Genomic DNA, 18,927 nt, shown 5'->3' with positions numbered 1-18,927 from the left:
TCGAGGAGGGGTCGTAGAGGTGGATCAGCCGAGGCGGGCGCGGCCGTGCGGGGCGTCCCAGTCGCCGAGCACCGGCTCGACGGGGATGCGCCACGACTGCGACGCCGTACGGGGCGCGTGGGTGGCGATGAGGGCGAGGTCGGTGGTGCGCCTGAAGGCCGGGCGCTGGTAGAGGTCGCGGGCGTAGCCCCAGAGGTTGGCGAACTCGGTCAGGCCACGGCCGCTGATCCTGGCGTGCGGGTTGAGCGCCAGGTCGAATCTGACCAGGGTCGGGAAGAGCCGGACGTCGGCCTCGGTGATGCGGTTGCCGAACAGGAACCTGCTGCGCTCCAGCCTGCCGTTCAGCTCCTCGAAGGTGGTGATCAGGCGCCGCCTGGCCGCGGTGTACTCCTGCTCGGTGGTGGCCGAGGCGACGGCCTGCGGGTCGACGCCCGAGGCGATGAGCGAGTTGACCTCGTCGATGGCGCCGCGCAGGTGCGCCGGGTAGAGGTCGACGGCCGGGTCGCCCCACGGCTGGGTGGCCAGGTCGAGGGTGATGATGTCGTAGTCGTTGCTGACGATCTGGTGTTCGTGCCTGTCCCACAGGACGGGGACGGAGATGTGCCCGTCGTAGCCGGGCTCGGTGGCCTCGTATGCCTCGCGCAGCAGGGTGAAGCCCTCGATCGGGTCCGGTCCCCTGTTCTCGCGGAAGGCCCAGCCCCTGCCGTCGCGCTCGTCGTCGACGTAGGACTGCGAGACCACGTCCTCAAGGCCCTTGAGCAGCCGCACGATCGCCGCGCGTTGCGCGAACGGGCAGCCGGCCGAGATGTAGAGGTGGTAGCGGCCCGCCCTGGGCTCGCTGATCCAGTCCTTGAAGGGGTAACGCTCGCCAGGACGGTTGCCCGGGCGGTAGTGACCGTGGAGATCGTGGTCCACGGGACTCGCGTAGCTGAGCGTGGTCTCGGACATGGCGTCCTGGTCTCCCGTCCATCGCGATTAACCTAGTTAAAAGGTAGGAAATACAGGAATCCCTGTCAAGACCCTGATGGGCGACAACAACAAAACGCCGCATCCACAGCGGGATGCGGCGTTCCGGGTAAGAGAAGACTATCGCTCAGGCAGCTTGACGCCAGATGCTCAGAGCGGGGGGAATCGCGGCTCCCGGCGCTCCAGGAAGCTGGCGACCCCTTCGGCGAAGTCCGGCCGCCCGAACGAGGCCAGCATCTCCTTGACCGCCGCCCTCGACGACTCCTCGAGCGTGGTGTCCCAGTCCCCCCAGACCTGGCGCTTGACGATCGCCATCGAGGCGGGCGAACTGTGCACGGCCAGCTGCCCGGCATAGTCCTGCGCGGCGGCCAGCAGCTCATCGCCGGGCACCGCGCGATGCACCAGGCCGAGCTCGGACGCCTCGGCCCCGGTGAAGACCCGGCCGGACAGCAGCAGGTCCATGGCCCTGGCCTGGCCGATGAGCCTGGGCAGCACCCACGACAGGCCGTACTCCGCGATCAGCCCGCGACGGGTGAACGCCGTGGTCCACTTGGCCTCGCTCGCGGTGAAGACCACGTCGCAGACCAGGGCGTGCACGACACCGAGCCCGGCGCACGCGCCGTTGACCGCGGCGACGATCGGCTTGCGGATCGTGGTGGGGAAGGTGGCGGGCCTGCGGTCCACATCGGCCACGCCCTCCCCCTGCTGGATCCCGGCCAGCACGTCGAAGTCGGCGCCCGCGCAGAACCCCCTGCCCGCGCCCGTCACCACGACCGCCCGCACCCCGGCGTCACGCTCGGCCTCTTCGAGCAGGTCGAAATAGCGCCTGCCGAGCGCATCGGTCCAGGCGTTGAGCCGGTCGGGCCGGTTGAAGGTCAGCGTCAGCACGCCGGCATCGAGACGGGAGAGTACGAGATCGGACATACGCCTACAGAAGCATGTTCTATTGTCGGCGCGCAAGCGAGACGACCGGCAGCCTGCCCCGCCACGGCACGGCCTCCTCCAGCGCCGAGGCCACCCGCAGCAGCAGGTCCTCCCTGCCGTAGCCCGCCACCAGCTGCACGCCGATCGGCAGCCCGTCCGAGCTCCAGCCCAGCGGCAGGCTGATCGCGGGCTGTCCCGTGACGTTGAACACCGGCGTGAACGGCCCGTAGGCGAACATCGACTCCAGCCAGCTGTCCAGCGTGTGCCCGGGATCGTCGTAGCGCAGCGTGCCGTGCGGAGCGGGAAGCGCCGCCAGCGTGGGCGTCACCAGCAGGTCGAACCCGGTGAAGAACGCCCCGACCGTGCGCGAGAGCGTGTTCTGGGCCTGGAAGCAGGCCATCAGGTCGAGCGCGGAGGCGCCCCTGACCGCCTCGATCGCCTGCCACGAGACGGCTTCGAGCCGGTCGCGCGCGGGCGGCCTCGGCCCGAGCAGGAACGTCGAGGCGATCGCCATGACCTCGGCCCGCAGCCCGGCGAGCACCGCCTCCCAGTCCACCCGGGGACTCGCCGCCTCCACGTGGTGGCCCATGCCTTCGAGCACCCGCCCCACGGCGTGCGCGGCCGCCGCGACCTCGGGATCGACCGCACCGCCCGTCCAGGCCTCGGCCGTCACCGCCACCTTCAGCACACCGGGGTCGGCGCCCACCTCGTCGGCGTAGGGCCGCAGCGGCGGCGGAGCGGTGTACTTGTCGCCGACTCCCGGCCCCTGCACGGCGTCCAGCAGCGCGGCGGTGTCGCCGACCGTACGGCTGAGGGCGAACTCGCAGGCCATGCCGAACATCGGCTCGCCGAGATCGGGCCCCGACGACACGCGTCCCCGGCTCGGCTTCAGCCCGACCAGGCCGCAGCACGAGGCGGGCACCCGGATGGACCCGGCCCCGTCGTTGGCGTAGGCCACGGGCACCGCACCCGCCGCCACCAGCGCCGCCGCTCCCCCGCTCGATCCGCCCGCGCCGCGCGCGAGGTCCCAGGGGTTGCGCGTGACGCCGTACCTGACCGACTCGGTGGCGAAGCTGATCACCATCTCGGGCACGGTCGTCACCCCGAGTACGGCCAGACCGGCGGCCCGGAATCGGACCATAAGCTCGCTGTCGTGCCAAGCTGGTATATCCGGTATCGCCCGGCTGCCCATCGAGAACGGCACACCCTCGGCCATCGGCCCGCTGTCCTTGAGCAGGAACGGCACGCCGCCGAACCGGCCGTCGCCCGCGTGCGCGAGCGCCTTGGGCAGCAGCGGCTGGGCCAAGGCGTTGAGCCGCTCATCGGCCCAGGTCAGCGCGGTGCGGGCGGCGGACTCGACCTCGGCGGCCGACACCTCGCCGGTCGCGATCAGGGTGCGCAGGCCGAGCGCGTCGAGCGCGGCGTAGTCGTGAACGTGCACATATCCCAGGATCGGCCGCCGGCCGCCACGGCCGCCACCGCTTTTCCGCCGGGCCGCGATCGGCGAAAGTGGATCTACGTCGGCGAAGACATCGGCCGTGTTGTAGGCCAAGATGGGAGGCCACGGCCGCGACGTCGATCGGCGGTGCACCTGGACCGGGTGCCGCCACGACGACGGCGAGACGCCCGGCGGCCGGAGCCAAGCACACGTTCGAAGGTACGACCCGCCACGGCGGGAAGCGCGTGAGCGTGCACCACCTCGACCGTAACCTAGCCAGGAGGCCTGTGTGGGGATCCTCATCGGAGTCGTCGGGCCCCACGACCTGGTGGACGACGTGGCGGCGACCTGCGAGGAACAACCTGGCGTCAGCACGCTCAGGCTCGACTACGACCACGAGTCGCAGGCGCCCACGATCGTCGAGGCGCACTCGGCCGCGGTCGAGGGCTGGCTGTTCACCGGCATCGTGCCCTACATGCTGGCGCACGAGGCCGATGTGCTGATCAGGCCCGCCGCCTTCGTCGACTACTCCGGCGCCACCCTGCTCAGCGCCCTCGTCCGGCTGCAGCACCAGGGGCACGACGTCACCCGGCTGTCCATCGACACGCTGTCGAGCGCCGACGTCGCCGCGACGTTCACCGAGGCCGGGCTGCCGACGGGCGACCTGCGCGTGCTGCCCTACCGCAGCGGTCTGACCTCGCAGGCGGCCACCTCCTTCCACCGGCGCGGCGGCTCGCATGCCGTGATCACCTGTCTGAGCTCCGTGCACGAGGTCCTGCGCGGCGAGCTGCCCGTGCTGCGGCTGGCGCCTTCGGTGCACTCGGTGCGGGTCGCCCTGCGCCAGCTCCTGCTCTCGGCCGAGGGCCAAGCGCAGGAGGACGCGCAGATCGCGCTCGGGCTCATCGAGATCGACGGCGAGGAGGGGCTGCTGCGTGAGGCGACGGCGCTCGGCGGCACCGTGGCCGCCTTCAGGGGCGGCACCCATCTGCTGGTGACGACCCGGGGTCCGCTCTACGACGCCACCGGCGGCTTCTCCTGCCTGCCGATGCTCGCCCGCCTGGCCGTCTACAGCCAGGTCGTACGCGCCGGGTTCGGCCTGGGCCGCAGCGCCGCCGAGGCGGAGAGCCTGGCCCGCAGGGCGCTGGCCAGGGCCAGGCGGATCGGCGACGTGGCCGCCGTGCTGTCGCTGCGCGCCGACACCGACATCGTGCTGGAGTCCGTCGCCGCCCCGCCGGTGAGCGAGCAGAACCTGCCGGTACTGGCCCGCAGGGTCGGCCTGTCGGTGGCCACGCTGGAGAAGCTGCTCGAGGCCAGGGACACCGCGGGCGACCAGCCGCTGACCACCCGCGAGATCGCCGAACGCCTCGCGGTGCAGCAGCGTACGGCCCGCAGGATGCTGCACCGCCTGGAGCTCGCCGGTCTGGCCGAGCGCACCGGCAATCTGACCAGCGGCTCCAGTGGCCGCCCGCTCACCCTCTACCGCCTCACCCTGTAGGCGCTCTCACCCTGTGGTCAGGGGCCTGCCGCACACCTCCTGGTGGTGCACGAAGGCGGGCCGCAGCGGGCTGTTGTCGTAGTAGCGATGGAAGACCGGTGTCGCGGCGCCCGACAGCGGAGGCACGATCCACGTCCAGTCGGCCGGGCAGACCCGGCCCGAGCTCTCCTCACGCTCCAGGTGGGTCAGGAAGCGCCTGGCCTCGGTGTGATGGTCGGTCATCGTCACGCCCGCCGCCTCGAACGAGTGCAGCACGGCCACGTTCAGCTCGACGAGCGCGTGGTCGCGCCACAGCGAGCGCTCCCGCCGCATGTCGAGACCGAGGCGTTCGGCGATCACCGGGAGCTGGTCGTACCTGTCGTGGTCGGCCAGATTGCGCGCCCCGATCTCGGCGCCCATGTACCAGCCGTTGAACGGCGCGCACGGGTAGCAGATGCCGCCGATCTCCAGGCACATGTCGGCGATGGCGGGCACGGCATGCCAGCGCAGCCCGAGCTCGGCGAACCAGGCGTAGTCCGGATGCGCCAGCGGCACCTCCAGGACCGCGTCGCCCGGCACCTCGCACATCAGGACGCCCTCCTGCCGCTCGCCGTCGCCCGGCCTGATGAGCAGCGGGAGCACGTCGAACCGGCCGCCCGCGCCCTTCCAGCCCATGGCCTGCACGCGGGCGGTGAACTTCACATAGCGGGGATCGCCCACCACACCGCCGTCGTCGGCCTGGTAGCCCGCATAGCGGATGAGCTGGTCGTTGAGTATCCTCGGCGCTCTTCGATCGGGCAGGTCGGGCGGGAACACCGTGATCGTCGGGCGGATCCTGCCGCCCGCCGTGGCCTCCCGCAGGTGCTCGACGCACTCCATCGCCACGCCTTCGGCCGACTCCACCTCCCGTCTGTCGCGCACCTTGAGCGAGCGCCAGTACAGCCGTCCTATGCACCGGCTGTTGTTGCGCCAGGCCACTCTGGCCCCGAACTCCAGCTCCTCCGCCGTATGGGTGTAGGCGCCGTACCTCGCCACATCCCTGGCCACCTCCCGCAGCCGCCGTTGAGGGTCACCGGCCTTGGGGTTCTCCTGGTGAAAGAGCCTGACGAACCTTTCGGCCTCCCGCAGGTCGACCGTCGTGCGGTGTTTCTGCATCGTCGAAGGTACGGCTGTCGTATCGAAGGGACGCAAGGACCGGATCCACGTACGCACGCAGCAACCAACACATTCCATTGTTTGCGAACCGTCCAGCCGATTCCGGGTCGGCGAACCGTCCTATGCGCGGCGTCCTCACCCCGCCGCTGCCATGTCGTCCCGCGGCGCCGCACCAGCTCCAGCACGGCAAATCCCATCCTTCACCTACCGACCATCACTTGTCCCCCAAATCGGAAACCGCGTGATCAATGCATCGCTCTGGGTAGTCGCAAGATCGAAATTGCCACGTATGGTGATGACGGGTGGCGGGGTCGGGTGGCGGCAGTGGCCGGGAACGACGGGCGGAAACGACGAAGGTCCCCTTCCTGGTCGGAAGGGGACCTTCTCTTGCTCCCGCGATAGGACTCGAACCTATAACCTGCCGGTTAACAGCCGGCTGCTCTGCCGATTGAGCTACACGGGATCGGGCTTTCGCGCTGGTCGGCCGGGCCTTTGGCCCTTTCGAGCGGCGCAGGAATAGATTAGCGCACTCTTGGGGTGCGTGTCGCATCGTCATCGGGGTAGGCCCGAGAAGGCGGAGGTGGAACATGCGATATCGGGCGATGTTCGTCGTCGGACTCGCTGTCGGCTATGTGCTCGGCAGCAAGGCAGGACGCGAGCGCTACGAACAGATCAAGCGCACGGCCCAGAGAGTGGCCGACAGCCCCACGGTCCAGGAGGCCGCGGGACTCGTCGGCGCGCAGGTGTCGAAGGTCGCGGGCGTGGCCAGGAACAAGGTGGGCGACACGCTGCAGAAGCGGATCCCGTTCCTCCACAAGGAGGACAGGCCGGAGACCGGCACCGGCTGGCCCGACGACGGCGAACTGACCGGCGCCGGCCGCTCGGCCAAGCCCAACGAGAGCGGGATCCCCTTCTAGGCAACCGCTCACGGGCGTCAACACGATGCGCGAGGCCCGGCTCCCACGACGGGAGACCGGGCCACACGCTTCATCCCGCTCATCCCGCGGAAGGCCGGCCCGCCCGACTCCACAGCGCGCAGGACCGGGCCGCACGCCCTCCTGGCTCTCATACGCCCATGCTGCGCCGTACTCCCTCAAGGGCCTGTTCGGCCGCCGCGCGGACGCCGGGGTCTTCGGGGTCCATGCCGTCGTCGAACACGAACGTCCAGCCGAACACGTCGCCGCCGGGCCTGCGCCTGGCCACCAGGCGGACGCCGCCTCGCGGGGGCAGGGGCACGTGCTTGTTCACCACGATGGTGGAGTTCACCCGTTCGCGCACGGTCTCGGGCAGCAGGCCGGGCTCGGTCACGGCCACCGTGTGCCGCGCGCCTCCCGCCGCGACCACGCGCAGCACGCCGTCCTCGTCCCAGCGGGCGCCCTCCACGCTCTCCCACGGGACGCGCACGCCGTCGGGCAGGTACAGGGCCAGGTTCGTGGCCACCACATGATCCTCGCCCGCCGGGGCGAAGGTGAGCACCCGCTCACCGGGCTCCGTGGCGAGCGCGCGGCGGACGTCGGCCGGCAGGCGGCGAAAGAGGCTCATGGCACCACGCTATCCAGTCCCGCGAGCGCCCACATCACAGCCCGTCCGAGCCCGCCACGTCGGCGAGCAGGTCCAGGGTCAGCGCCGCCGACCAGGAGAAGTCACGACACCCCCTGCCGCTGCCGTCGAACGGGTCGAAACACTCCCTGAACCCGGCCTGCCTGACCAGCCGCAGTGTGCCCGCCGTCAGCAACTGCACCAGCTGCGCCCTGCCGTGCACGACCGCCGCCCTGCGCAGCAGCCAGTTCGTGTTCACCCACGAGGGCCCACGCCAGTACCTCGTACGGTCGAACGCCGTCGCCCTGATCTCGCAACTCGGCACCGGATAGCCGGTCGCCCCCATGAACCGCGCCGACTCCAGCACCTGCACGACCGCCTCGACGTGCTCGCCCGGCAGCCCCGGGTCCAGCAGCGGCCCGAACCCACCCACGGTGCAGATCGGTATCAACCGATCGGCCCGCAGATCCCTGGCATAGAACCCGCCGTCCCACAACCGGCTCAGCAGCCCGTGCCTGATCCGCTCGGCCGCCTCCTTGTACGGCGCCGCGTCGGCCCCGGCGGTGGGGGCCAGCTCCGCCATCGCCTCGCACGAGGCCAGCCAGATGCCGTTGAACATCGGGTCCTCGACGGCGAACGGATGCTCCTCGCTGAGGTACTCGGCGCGGTAGCCCGCGTCGCGGTGGCGCATGGCCAGCCAGACGTAGCGGTCGTGATGGCTGTCCGGATGGCGTTCGTCCAGGTCGACGCTCCGGTAGCCGTATCTGACCTCGGGCAGGGCCGACAGTGGCTGGTCCCAGGCCGGGCTGTCGTCCATGCCCGACTCCCACGGGTGCACGATGGCCGCGAGCCCGCCGCCGCCGATGTCCCGCGCCGTGCTCAGGTAGCGGTGCTGGGCCGCGAGCGCGGGAAAGGCCCTGCGGACGAAGGCGTCGTCGCCGGTGTGCTGCCACAGCCACCGTACGGCGTAGGCGTGCAGCGGCGGTGCGGTCAGGCCCGACGTCCGCAGGCGTGCGGGCGCCGACGGATGCTCGTGCGAGCGCCACACGGCCGGGCCGGGAAAGTAGGCGCCGGCATGGTGGAAGACGATGTGCGGGAGCATGCCGGTCGACCACTGCCCGTCGAACAGGCTGAGCAGCTCGATCCTGGCCCGGTCCGGGCGGCGTTTGGCCAGTCCCATGGCCACGAAGGCGGAGTCCCAGCTCCACTGGTGCGGATACAACCCCGGCGCCGGCACGGTCGCGACCCCGCTCCAGTTCGCGTCGAGCACCGACCAGGCCTCCCGGCCCAGCGCCGCGTCGTCCACGGCCGGCCGGGCCTCACCCACCATGCCGCTGCCTACATGCTCCCTGCCTACATGTCGCCATGCCCTACTATGCGCGCTATGCCTGCGGGACAACAGACCTGGGATGAAAACCGTTACGCCGCGGACGTGACGGCGGGTGACCGGAGTCCTGCTGGAGTGCCGTGCTGGACGGGGCTCGGGCGGTGACCACGGTGGGCTGGGCAGGGCCTGCCGTAAAGGGCCGTCAAGGGGTGCCGAACCAGGTTTCGGCGAGGGCGTCCAAGGTGGGGTGTGGCGGGGGCGGGAGTTCGCGCAGGTACCACGGCAGGTTGCTGTAGGCGTGCAGCAGGGTGAGCGCCAGCAGCTCACGCGCGTCGAACCGCCGCCCGTAGGCCCGCGTCACCCGCTCGAACAGCCCCGCGTCCCCCTTGGACACGAACAGCCCCACCGCCACGAAGTCGTACGCCGGATCCCCCACCATGGCGGGCTCGAAGTCGAACACCCCGCTCAGCCGCCATCGCCCGGCATCGACCAGCAGGTGCTCGCGCATCACCTCGGTGTGCAGCAGCACCCGCCGCGCCCCGCCCAGCCGCACCGAGTCGAGAAAGCCGGGAATCTGCTCCACCCACTCCCGGGCCAGCCCCCGCTCCCGCTGCCGCTCGACGACTCCCGCCCGCTGCCCCGCCAGAAACCCCGCCCAGTCGGCGGGCCCCAGCACCTCGGGCAGGGCCGCTCGACCGCCAGGCGACGCCGTGCCAAGATCCAGGCCAGGCGGCGCCGTGCCGAGATCCAGGCCGAGCGGCGCCGTCGCGAGGTCCAGGCCGTGCAGTGCCGCCAGCATGCCGCCGGTCTCCTCGGCCAGGCGTTCCCGCTGCCCGCGCGACGCCCGTTCCCAGGCCACGGCCAGGCCCTCCCCCGGCAGCCGCGCCATCAGGACGTAGTGCCAGCCGTTGTCGCACGTTCCGTGGGCATACGGCTCCGGCGTCGCCACCGGCAGCCGCCCGTGCACGAAGGCGAGCACCCGGGCCTCCACCGCCGCCTCCCGCTCCTCGTCGGGCGGGAACACCTTCAGCACATGCCTCTCGCCGATCCCGTAGACGGGCACGGATCCTTCGTCGTAGCGCCGTACGGGCTGCCCGCTCAGGCCGAGCTCCTCCAGCAGTCGGCCGACGGCCGCCGCGATCCCCTCGTCGTCCCGCACACGGCTCAACATCCCGTTCGACATCCCGCGATCCTAGGGCCGTGCGCCCGAAGAAGAGTCGGATGGCAGGATGACCTGCTGAATTCCGATTTCTCGGCTCCTCGGCGGAAAGCGATGACATGCGGCAGCGGCTCAACCTCATTCTTCTCGGTGTGCGCGACGTCGCCGCCTCGGTGGCCTTCTACCAGGCGCTGGGCTGGCGGAGGTCGGCGGCGGGCTCGGCGGAGTTCGTCCTGTTCGAGCTGGGCGGGGTCGCGCTCGCGTTCCAGTCCCGTGCCGCCTTCGCGGCCGACGCCGGTCTGCCCGACCGCGGGCCGGGCGGCTTCGCCGGCTTCGCCCTGGCGTACGTGGCCCGCAGCGCCGAGGAGGTGTACGAGGTGATGGCCAAGGCCGCAGACCTGGGCGCCACCGTCACCCGCCCGGCCGCCCCGAACGCCTGGGGCCACAGCGGATACTTCACCGACGCCGACGGCCATCTGTTCGAGGTCCTGCACGAGGACGGCTGGATCTTCGACGAGCACGACGACCTGGTCCTCTGACCGGGCGGGCCGAGGCAGCCCCGGACCACAGCCGTCTAGCCGGGAGCTCCCGGCTAGACAGCACGATCGGCCCTGGGGCTCAGTCCAGGTAGTCCCGCAACATCTGCGCCCGAGTCGGATGCCGTAGCTTGGCCAGCGTCTTCGACTCGATCTGCCTGATGCGTTCCCGGGTGACACCGAACTCGCGCCCGACCTCCTCCAGCGTGCGCGGGTGTCCGTCGGCCAGGCCGAAGCGCAGTTGGATGATGCGCTGCTCCCGCTCCGACAGGGTGGCCAGGATGTCGTCGAGCTGGTCCTGCAGCATGATGAAGGCCGCCGCCTCCATCGGGACCACGGCGTCGGCGTCCTCGATGAAGTCGCCGAGGTCGGAGTCCTCCTCACCGATCGGCGACTGCAGCGACACCGGCTCCTGGGCGATGCGCTGGATCTCCACCACACGGTCGACCGGCAGGTCCATCTCCATCGCGATCTCCTCGGGCGCGGGCTCGCGGCCGAGGTCCTGGTGGAGCTGGCGCTGCACGCGCACGAGCTTGTTGATCGTCTCGACCATGTGCACGGGGATACGGATCGTCCGCGCCTGGTCGGCGATGGCCCTGGTGATCGCCTGACGGATCCACCACGTGGCATAGGTGGAGAACTTGTAGCCCTTGGTGTAGTCGAACTTCTCGACCGCGCGGATCAGGCCGAGATTGCCCTCCTGGATGAGGTCCAGGAAGAGCATGCCGCGTCCGACATACCGTTTGGCTATCGAGACCACGAGCCGCAGGTTCGCCTCGATCAGACGCTGCTTGGCCCTGGTGCCCTGCCAGACCAGCTCCCTGAACTCGGGGAAGGCCAGACGCGAGACGCCGTTGGACAGCTTGTCCTCGGCGAACAGGCCGGCCTCGATGGACTTGGCGAGCTCCACCTCCTCCTCGGCGGTGAGCAGGGGCACCCGGCCGATCTCGCGCAGGTAGATGCGCACGAGATCGCTGGTTGGGGCACGTTTGCCGACATCCTCCTCATCGGCGCGGGTGGTCTCCTCGGTATCTTGCGGTTCGAGGACCTCCACACCGTTCTCGGCGAGCATGCGGACGACGCGTTCCAGCGCGTCAGACGGCAGCTCGGATCGGTCGAGCGCGGCTGCGACGTCATCGACCGTGACGCTCCCGCGCTCCCTTCCTTTCGCGACGAGGTCCGCCACCTGGTCTACCGATGGCGGCCCACTTGGCAGAACCGATGCACCCACGGGACACAGTCTGCAGTATTGGTTCCATAAAATGGCAGACCTATTTTTGGCACTGAAGGTAAGGCGATCACCACGGCCAAATCGAGATCAAATTAAGGTTTAGCCGGAGTTCGATCTGGAAAGTAATGCCAATTACAACTTCGCAGGTCAGAGCACCTAGCTCGCCGCGCGCTCGCGCAGCACGCGACGCTGCTGCTCAAGGCCGACCAGCTCCCCGAAGAGGCGGTTGTAGTCCTGCTGCTCATCGACCGGATTGAGGCGCTGCAGCCGCGTCTTGACCTGTGCGATGGCCCGGTCGACCGCGATGGCCTCCAGGGCGGCCAGCATGGCCGAGGCGTACTTCTCCTCGCTGTTGAGCTCTGCGCGCAACTCCTCGACGGCCAGCCGGGTGACGGTCGCCCGCATCGCCTCGTCCGGCGCCTGGGCCAAGAGCCGCTCGATCCACGGCAGCCCGCCCGGCCCGGCGCCCGAGACGCCGCCGGCGCCCAGCAGGACGGCGTAGATGGCCGAGTGCTCGGGGGTGGTGAACGCCTGGGCGTCGAGCGCGTCGAAGCGCGGGCCGAGCAGGGCGGGCCGCTGGACGGCCAGCTTGAGCACCTCGCCCTCGACCCGGACGTTGGGGTCGGCCGGGGCGCTCCTGCGCTGCTGCTGGGGCTGCTGCGGACGGCGCTGGCCGTCACCGCGCGCGGCCACCTCGGTGATGCGCTCGACGACGAAGCGCTCGTTCTGGAAGCCGAGCCAGCGGTCGAGGTCGACGGCGTAGAGCTGGCGCAGCGCGCGGTCCTTGATCCCGGCGACGATGGGCGCGGCGGCGTCGAGCGCGGCCAGCCTGCCCTCGTTGCTGCGCAGGTCGTAGCGGGCGATCATCGTGCGGATGGCGAAGGCGAACAGCGGCTCACGGCTGGCGATGAGGTCGCGCACGGCGGCCTCGCCCTGCTTGATCCGCAGATCGCACGGGTCGAGCCCGTCGGGCTGCACGGCGACGAAGGTCTGGGTGACGAACTTCTGCTCGTCGGCGAACGCGCGCAGCGCCGCCTTCTGCCCGGCGGAGTCGCCGTCGAAGGTGAAGACGACCTCGCCCCTGAACTCGGCCTGGTCGAGCAGGAACCTGCGCAGGATCTTGATGTGCTCCTCGCCGAAGCTGGTGCCACAGGTGGCCACCGCGGTCGGGATGCCGGACAGATGGCAGGCCATCACATCGGTGTAGCCCTCGACGATCACGGCCTGGGAGCGCTTGGAGATCTCGCGCTTGGCCATGTCGATGCCGTAGAGCACCTGGCTCTTCTTGTAGAGCGGGCTGTCGGGCGTGTTGAGGTACTTGGGGCCGTCGTCGGCGTCGAGCAGCTTGCGCGCGCCGAACCCGATGACGTCGCCCGTGGCATCGCGGATCGGCCAGATGAGCCGCCCCCGGAACCTGTCGATGGGCCCCCTGCGCCCCTCCTTGACCAGCCCGCCCTTGACCAGCTCGTCGGCCGTGAACCCCTTGGCCAGCAGGTGCCTGGACAGCGCCTCCCACTCGTTGGGCGCATAGCCGACGCCGAACGCGGCGGCGTCGGCCCGCTCGAACCCGCGCTCGGACAGGAACTTGCGCCCGGGAGCGGCCTCGGGGGCGAGCAGCCTGTCGGCGTAGAACTCGGCGGCGACGCGGTGCGCCTCGACCAACCTGGCGCGCTCGCCCTGGTCGCGCTTGGGGGTGTAGCCGCCCTGCTCGAACTGCAGCTGGATGCCGGCGCGCGAGGCGAGCCGCTCGACGGCCTCGCCGAACGTCAGGTGCTCGATGCGCTCGACGAACCTGATGACGTCGCCGCCCTCGCCGCAGCCGAAGCAGAAATACATCCCTCGCTCGGGTGTGACGTTGAACGAGGGGCTCTTCTCGTCGTGGAAGGGGCACAGGCCCTTGAGATTGCCGCCACCGGCGTTGCGGAGCTGGATGTGCTCGCCGATGATGTCGGCGATCGGGGAGCGCTCGCGTACGAGCGCGATGTCAGCATCACGAATCCGGCCTGCCACGTCGGCGAGTCTATTGGCCGCGACCGACAGTTCCGACCGGCTTGCCGTGATCGGCGCCGGGCGACCACCCTGCGAGAGCGCCCTGCTGCGCCCTGTGGCGTACGGGCGGGAAAAACCGCGAACGGCTCATACCCGCTCTGACAGTCGGTTACAAAGGTATCGGTTGCATAGGTAAAGGCCGTCTTTAGATACCGTGACACAGGTGGAGATCATGCGATCGGGGCATATAGGGCGACTGGCCATGGTGGCAGGCGCCGTCCTTCTCACCGGAGCCTGTGGCCAGACGACCGGCGTGGCGGGCATCAGTACCAAGGCTCCCGTGGCGCCCGTCGGCGCGACCCCGGCGGTGACGGCGACGATTCCCGAGCCGGAGCCCGGCCCTTCGGGCGAGCAGCTGCCCGTCGGCCTGCGCCCGGAGGCGGGCGAGCCGGTCAAGGTGCCGCCGCCGACGGTGTCGAAGTACACCTACGCCTATCCCGTCAAGGGATGTGAGTCCAGCTACGCCCGCAAGCTGCTCATCCTGCCCAAGACGACGATCTGGGCGGGCAAGGGCTGCACGTTCGTCTCGCCGGTCGACGGCGTCGTCGACGAGGTGAACGTCAAGAACCGCTGGACCCGCTCGACCGACAAGGGCCAGGACCGCGAGGGCAGGTTCGTCTCGCTCATCGGCGAGGACGGCGTGCGCTACCTCGGCGGCCACCTCGACGCCGTGCTCCCCGGCATCAAGCCGGGCACGAAGGTCAAGGCGGGCCAGCCGCTCGGCCAGATCGGCACCTCGGGCAACGCCCGCTACACCGCCTCCAACCTCTACTTCGCCATCTCGTGGAAGACAGGCCCGGGCTACTGGTGGGTACGGCGCGGCATGGTCGAGCCGTGGGACTACCTCGACGCCTGGCACGAGGGCAACAAGACCTACTCCCCCAGGGAGGCGACGTTCGCCCTGCGCAGGAAGCTCGGCGAGACGCCGCCGTGCACCACGATGTGCAGCGCGAAGGCCACACCGCCCCAGGACAAGGACAAGGAGCGGAAGCCGACCAAGAAGCCGACTCCCACTCCCACTCCGACGCCGCTGGTCGAGCCGGTCTAGCCGGGCAGCGACCCGGTGTCGACGACCTCGCCCGACCGGATGACGGCCTGGATGTCGCCCACGACGTCCCACACGTTGACGTTCATCCCGGCGACGACCCTGCCCTCGCGCAGCCAGTACGCGATGAACTCCAGGTCGGGCACCGACCCCCGGTAGACGACCTGGTCGTAGCCGAGCGGGTCGCCCGAGAACTCCATGCCGAGCGAGAACTGGTCGGTGTAGAAGTACGGCACGCGGTCGTAGACGACCTCCTGGCCGAGCATCGAACGTGCGGCGGCCGGGCCGCCGTTGAGCGCGTTGGCCCAGTGCTCGACGCGCAGGTGCCTGCCGTACAGCGGGTTGTAGGACTCGGCCACGTCGCCCGCCGCCCAGATGTTCGGGTCCGAGGTGCGCAGGGACTCGTCGGTGCGCACGCCTGAGCCGATCTCCAGGCCGGCCTGCCTGGCCAGGTCCAGGTTCGGCGCGGCGCCGATCCCGGCTACGACGAGGTCGGCGTCGAGCCGTTCGCCGCCTTCGAGCACGACGCCCTTGTCCTCGATCCGGGCCACCGAGGCGCCCAGGCGCAGGGTGACGCCGTTGTCCCTGTGCACCTTGGCGAACACCTCGCCGAGTTCGGGCCCCAGGGCCGCGTGCAGCGGTGTGGGCTGCGGCTCGACGACCGTGACCTCCCATCCGGCCTTCCTGGCCGCCGCGGCGCTCTCCAGGCCGATCCAGCCCGCCCCCACGACCACGAGCCGCCCGCCGCCCGCCAGCAGCCGCTTGAGCGTGTCGCTGTCGCCCACCGTGCGCAGGTAGGCGGCGGGGCCGTCCAGCCTGCGCGGGCTCGCCCCGGTCGTCAGCAGCAGCCTCTCGTACGGCAGGACGTCGCCGCCGGAGAGCGTCACCTGCCTGGCCGCCGGGTCCAGGCCGGTGGCGGTGGTGCCCAGTCGCAGGTCGATCGCGTTGTCGGCATACCAGGACTCGTCGTGCACGAAGATCTTCTCGCGCTCCGATTTGCCCTGGAGGTAGCCCTTGGACAGCGGAGGCCGTTCGTAGGGCCGTTCGCTCTCGCTGCCGACGAGCACGACCTGCCCGTCATAGCCTTCCTCGCGCAGCGTCTGCGCCGCCTTCGCGCCCGCGAGCCCGGCGCCGATGATCACGTATGCCATAGCGGAAGTATCCGCCGTCCGGCCGTCGCGCGCACACCGGACAGGCGGTCCGGCCGAGGATCAGGCTCCGCTGAGGCGGCGGTGCCAGGCGACGGCCGAGGTGTCGGTCATCGAGGCGATCTGGTCGATGACCACCCGCACGCGTCCGGCGTCGTCGGGCGCGGCGACGAAGTCGGCCCGGAAGGCGGGCTCCAGCGTCGCGGGGGCGCCCAGCATGATCAGCGAGGCCAGTTCGGTGATGAGCTCGCGCTGCCTGGCCTGGTTGACGTGGTGGTCCTCGCGGCTCATCACATAGTGCGCGGTGACGCCCTTGAGCAGCGCGCACTCCAGCCTGGTCGCCCTGGGCACGACGAGGTCGGCCCGGTGCCGCGAGCCGTAGGCCTCCTTGGTCGCGGCCTGGGCCGAGCGGCAGAAGCGCCCGATGAGGCCGCTGGTGAGCGCCTTGAGGCCGGCCAGGTCGGCCAGGGTCGCGGTGAAGCGGCCCGGCCACAGCGGGTCGGCGAGCAGGCGTTCGAAGGCCTCCTCCAGCTCGGCGCACTCGGCGTCCTGGGCGTACCAGGCCCGGGTCAGCTCGCACAGGTCGCGGCGCTCGGCCCCGTCGCGCAGCGCCTCGGGCGTGACGTGGCCCGAGTGCAGGGCGTCCTCCAGGTCGTGCACGGAGTAGGCGACGTCGTCGGCCCAGTCCATGATCTGCGCCTCGAAGCTGACCCGGCCTTCGGGCGCGCCGTCCCTGATCCAGGCGAAGACCGGCAGGTCGTCGTCGTAGACGCCGAACTTCCTGCCGTGCTCGCTGGTCCAGGGGTACTTCACGGCCGCGTCCAGGCTGGCCCTGGTCAGGTTGAGTCCGGCGCTCCTGCCGTCCTCGGTGAGGACCTTGGCCTCCAGCCTGGTCAGCAGGCGCAGGCTCTGCGCGTTGCCCTCGAAGCCGCCGCAGGTGGCGGCCAGGTCGTGCAGCGCGGTCTCGCCGTTGTGGCCGAAGGGCGGGTGCCCGAGGTCGTGGGCCAGGCAGGCGGTCTCCACCAGGTCGGGGTCGACGCCGAGCGTCGCGCCCATCTCCCTGCCGACCTGGGCGCACTCCAGCGAGTGCGTCAGGCGGGTCCTCGGCGTGTGCTGGCCGCCGTGCAGGGTGTCGCCGGGGCCGACCACCTGGGTCTTGGCGGCGAGCCTGCGCAGGGCCGAGCTGTGCAGCACCCTGGCCCTGTCGCGTTCGAACGCGCCGCGTTCCGGGTTGCCGGGAGGTTCGGGAACCCAGCGCGCCTGGTCGTGCTCGTCGTAGTGAGACATATGTGCTTGTGATGGTATCCCGCTACCGGTGGGACATGCGCGAATGCCCAGGATCACGACGCGCCCGTCAACCCCTGATCGCGACGACATCAGGGGCTCATCCATCCAAACCCCTCCACTAGGGTCATGCGTGTCGAGTGCCGTCCCCCTTTCGGAGCTCCAGCCACATGACCACCGCGCTACGCGCCATCCTGGCCTTCGTCCTGCTCGCCGGCTTCTACGTGCTGGTCGGCCTGGTCGTGGCCGGGGCGGTGTACTTCGACGTCATGCTGTACCTGAACTTCAGCGCGGGCCTGCTCAAACTGGCCGTGGCGACCAGCATCGGGGCCTGCGCCCTGGTGTGGGCGCTATGGAAGGTCAGCCGGGGCGGCGAGGACGCCGAGCCGGGCGTCGTGGTCACCCCGGCCGACGAGCCCGTCCTGTGGCAGACCGTGCACGACCTGGCCAGGCACGTGCGCACCGCGCCTCCCGCCGAGATCAGGCTGGTGGCCGAGGTCAACGCGGCGGTCTCCGAAGACACCAAGCTGCTCGGCCTGCGGGCGACCAGGCGCCGGATGTACATCGGCCTGCCGCTGCTGCAGTCGCTGACCGTCGACGAGATGCGCGCGGTGCTCGGCCACGAGCTCGGCCACTACAGCGGGGCGCACACCAGGCTCGGCGCGCCGGTCTACCGGGGCCGGGTCGCGCTGATCGCCACCGTGCAGGGCCTGGAGGGCCAGCCGCTCATCCAGATCCTGTTCCGCTGGTACGCCAAGATGTACCTGCGCATCACCCAGGCCGTCTCGCGCAGGCAGGAGCTGGAGGCCGACGAGCTCGCGGTCGCCGTGTCCGGCCGTGCCGCCATGGGCGAGGCGCTGATCAAGATCCACCACACCGCCATCGCCTGGGAGGCGTTCGAGTCCGGGTACCTGGCGATGACCGGCATGGGCGGCAACCGCCCCGCGCACGTGTTCGCCGGGTTCCATGCGCTGATCGGCGATCCGGCCAGGCAGGCGGAGATCACCGCACTCGGCCAGGAGCCTTCGCCGCAGTCGCCCTACGACTCCCACCCCGGGCTGCAGCAGCGCCTTGAGGCGATCGGCAGGCTGCCCGAGCCCGCGCTCACGCCCGACACCAGACCGGCGACCGTCCTGCTGCGCGAGCCTCAGGCCGCCTCCGACGCCGTCGAGAGCGCGCTCTGGGCGCCCGCCGCCCTGCAGCTCACCCCGGTGTCGTGGGAGGAGCTCGTCGAGCGCGGCATGTTCGCCGCGCGCAACGCCGAGGCCCTGTACGACCTGGCCGCGGCCGGTCAGCGGGTGATGGGCACGCCGCAGCCCTATCTGGACGCGGCGTTCGAGGCGATGGCCAGGGGCAGGCACGCCGAGCTGGAGAACGAGCTGCACGCCCTGGAGTGGAGCCCTTCGGCCAACCTGCTGGCCGGTGTGCTCGGCCAGGCGCTCGAGGCCACGCTCATCCAGCACGGCCAGGCCAGATGGACGCTGTCGTGGTCGAGCCCGGCCAGACTGCTGTTCACCGACGGCGAGGAGGTCACGGTGACGGAGTACGCGGCCAAGGTGGTGGCCGATCCGTCCGGCGTGCCCGGCATGCGGGACTGGCTGGCCGAGATGGGCGTCAAGCCGGACTACACCCCGGTGCGCCCCTGAACGGGG

At 70.7% G+C, this 18,927-nt stretch carries 16 protein-coding genes and 1 tRNA gene; 5 read left to right on the top strand and 12 right to left on the bottom strand.

What is annotated here, in order from left to right; translation table 11 throughout:
• Positions 1–24: 24 nt before the first annotated feature.
• The 3 genes from ACTWNK_RS12960 to ACTWNK_RS12950 form a co-directional block, all read right to left on the bottom strand.
• Positions 25–948 (bottom strand): glutathione S-transferase C-terminal domain-containing protein, encoded by a 924-nt coding sequence (locus tag ACTWNK_RS12960; protein ID WP_474304162.1) that lies wholly within the window; start codon positions 946–948, stop codon positions 25–27.
• 168 nt (positions 949–1,116) lie between these two features.
• Positions 1,117–1,890: an enoyl-CoA hydratase-related protein gene (locus ACTWNK_RS12955; RefSeq protein WP_474304161.1), complete on the bottom strand. Its 774-nt coding sequence runs from the start codon at positions 1,888–1,890 to the stop codon at positions 1,117–1,119.
• 19 nt (positions 1,891–1,909) lie between these two features.
• On the bottom strand, positions 1,910–3,331 hold the full coding sequence (locus tag ACTWNK_RS12950; protein WP_474304160.1) for an amidase: 1,422 nt from the start codon (positions 3,329–3,331) through the stop codon (positions 1,910–1,912).
• A gap of 286 nt (positions 3,332–3,617) precedes the next feature.
• Here ACTWNK_RS12950 and ACTWNK_RS12945 point away from each other — a divergent pair, with 286 nt between their 5' ends.
• Positions 3,618–4,823: a hypothetical protein gene (locus ACTWNK_RS12945; RefSeq protein WP_474304159.1), complete on the top strand. Its 1,206-nt coding sequence runs from the start codon at positions 3,618–3,620 to the stop codon at positions 4,821–4,823.
• Between the two features lie 6 nt (positions 4,824–4,829).
• Here ACTWNK_RS12945 and ACTWNK_RS12940 read toward each other — a convergent pair whose 3' ends face one another.
• Both ACTWNK_RS12940 and ACTWNK_RS12935 read right to left on the bottom strand, forming a co-directional pair.
• Positions 4,830–5,993, bottom strand: a complete 1,164-nt coding sequence (locus tag ACTWNK_RS12940) for a nitric oxide synthase oxygenase (RefSeq protein WP_474304158.1) — start codon at positions 5,991–5,993, stop codon at positions 4,830–4,832.
• A gap of 354 nt (positions 5,994–6,347) precedes the next feature.
• Positions 6,348–6,420: transfer RNA gene (locus ACTWNK_RS12935), tRNA-Asn, on the bottom strand.
• Positions 6,421–6,544: 124 nt separating this feature from the next.
• On the opposite strand from ACTWNK_RS12935, the gene ACTWNK_RS12930 reads away from it, so the two are divergent.
• Entirely contained in the window at positions 6,545–6,874 is a 330-nt protein-coding gene (locus ACTWNK_RS12930; RefSeq protein WP_474304157.1) for a YtxH domain-containing protein, read from the top strand.
• Positions 6,875–7,022: 148 nt separating this feature from the next.
• On the opposite strand, the gene ACTWNK_RS12925 is transcribed toward ACTWNK_RS12930, so the two are convergent.
• The 3 genes from ACTWNK_RS12925 to ACTWNK_RS12915 all read right to left on the bottom strand — a co-directional run bounded on the left by ACTWNK_RS12925 (position 7,023) and on the right by ACTWNK_RS12915 (position 9,982).
• On the bottom strand, positions 7,023–7,499 hold the full coding sequence (locus ACTWNK_RS12925; RefSeq protein ID WP_474304156.1) for a hypothetical protein: 477 nt from the start codon (positions 7,497–7,499) through the stop codon (positions 7,023–7,025).
• A gap of 34 nt (positions 7,500–7,533) precedes the next feature.
• Entirely contained in the window at positions 7,534–8,826 is a 1,293-nt protein-coding gene (locus ACTWNK_RS12920; protein WP_474304155.1) for an amylo-alpha-1,6-glucosidase, read from the bottom strand.
• Between the two features lie 199 nt (positions 8,827–9,025).
• Complete coding sequence (locus tag ACTWNK_RS12915) at positions 9,026–9,982, bottom strand: phosphotransferase family protein (protein ID WP_474304154.1); 957 nt, start codon at positions 9,980–9,982, stop codon at positions 9,026–9,028.
• A 119-nt stretch (positions 9,983–10,101) separates the two neighbouring features.
• Between ACTWNK_RS12915 and ACTWNK_RS12910 the strand changes: the two genes are divergently transcribed.
• Entirely contained in the window at positions 10,102–10,521 is a 420-nt protein-coding gene (locus ACTWNK_RS12910) for a VOC family protein (RefSeq protein WP_474304153.1), read from the top strand.
• Between the two features lie 79 nt (positions 10,522–10,600).
• On the opposite strand, the gene rpoD is transcribed toward ACTWNK_RS12910, so the two are convergent.
• Positions 10,601–11,704 (bottom strand): RNA polymerase sigma factor RpoD, encoded by a 1,104-nt coding sequence (rpoD, locus tag ACTWNK_RS12905; RefSeq protein ID WP_474304152.1) that lies wholly within the window; start codon positions 11,702–11,704, stop codon positions 10,601–10,603.
• A 201-nt stretch (positions 11,705–11,905) separates the two neighbouring features.
• Complete coding sequence (gene dnaG, locus ACTWNK_RS12900; protein WP_474304151.1) at positions 11,906–13,759, bottom strand: DNA primase; 1,854 nt, start codon at positions 13,757–13,759, stop codon at positions 11,906–11,908.
• A 211-nt stretch (positions 13,760–13,970) separates the two neighbouring features.
• On the opposite strand from dnaG, the gene ACTWNK_RS12895 reads away from it, so the two are divergent.
• Positions 13,971–14,846: a M23 family metallopeptidase gene (locus ACTWNK_RS12895; protein ID WP_474310902.1), complete on the top strand. Its 876-nt coding sequence runs from the start codon at positions 13,971–13,973 to the stop codon at positions 14,844–14,846.
• Here the strand turns inward: ACTWNK_RS12895 and ACTWNK_RS12890 are convergent.
• The gene (locus ACTWNK_RS12890; RefSeq protein WP_474304150.1) at positions 14,843–15,994 is read right to left on the bottom strand and encodes an NAD(P)/FAD-dependent oxidoreductase; all 1,152 of its coding nucleotides are present in this window, start codon (positions 15,992–15,994) and stop codon (positions 14,843–14,845) included. The two genes, ACTWNK_RS12895 and ACTWNK_RS12890, sit on opposite strands and share 4 nt — an antisense overlap.
• A 60-nt stretch (positions 15,995–16,054) precedes the next feature.
• On the bottom strand, positions 16,055–17,278 hold the full coding sequence (locus ACTWNK_RS12885; RefSeq protein ID WP_474304149.1) for a deoxyguanosinetriphosphate triphosphohydrolase: 1,224 nt from the start codon (positions 17,276–17,278) through the stop codon (positions 16,055–16,057).
• Between the two features lie 167 nt (positions 17,279–17,445).
• On the opposite strand from ACTWNK_RS12885, the gene ACTWNK_RS12880 reads away from it, so the two are divergent.
• Positions 17,446–18,921: a M48 family metallopeptidase gene (locus ACTWNK_RS12880; protein ID WP_474304148.1), complete on the top strand. Its 1,476-nt coding sequence runs from the start codon at positions 17,446–17,448 to the stop codon at positions 18,919–18,921.
• The last annotated feature ends 6 nt before the right edge of the window (positions 18,922–18,927 follow it).

The sequence above is a fragment of the Nonomuraea sp. IBHARD001 genome (genome assembly GCF_056106265.1).
The sequence above is the reverse complement of the archived record's forward strand: the minus strand, read 5'-3'. Positions and strand labels throughout refer to the sequence as shown.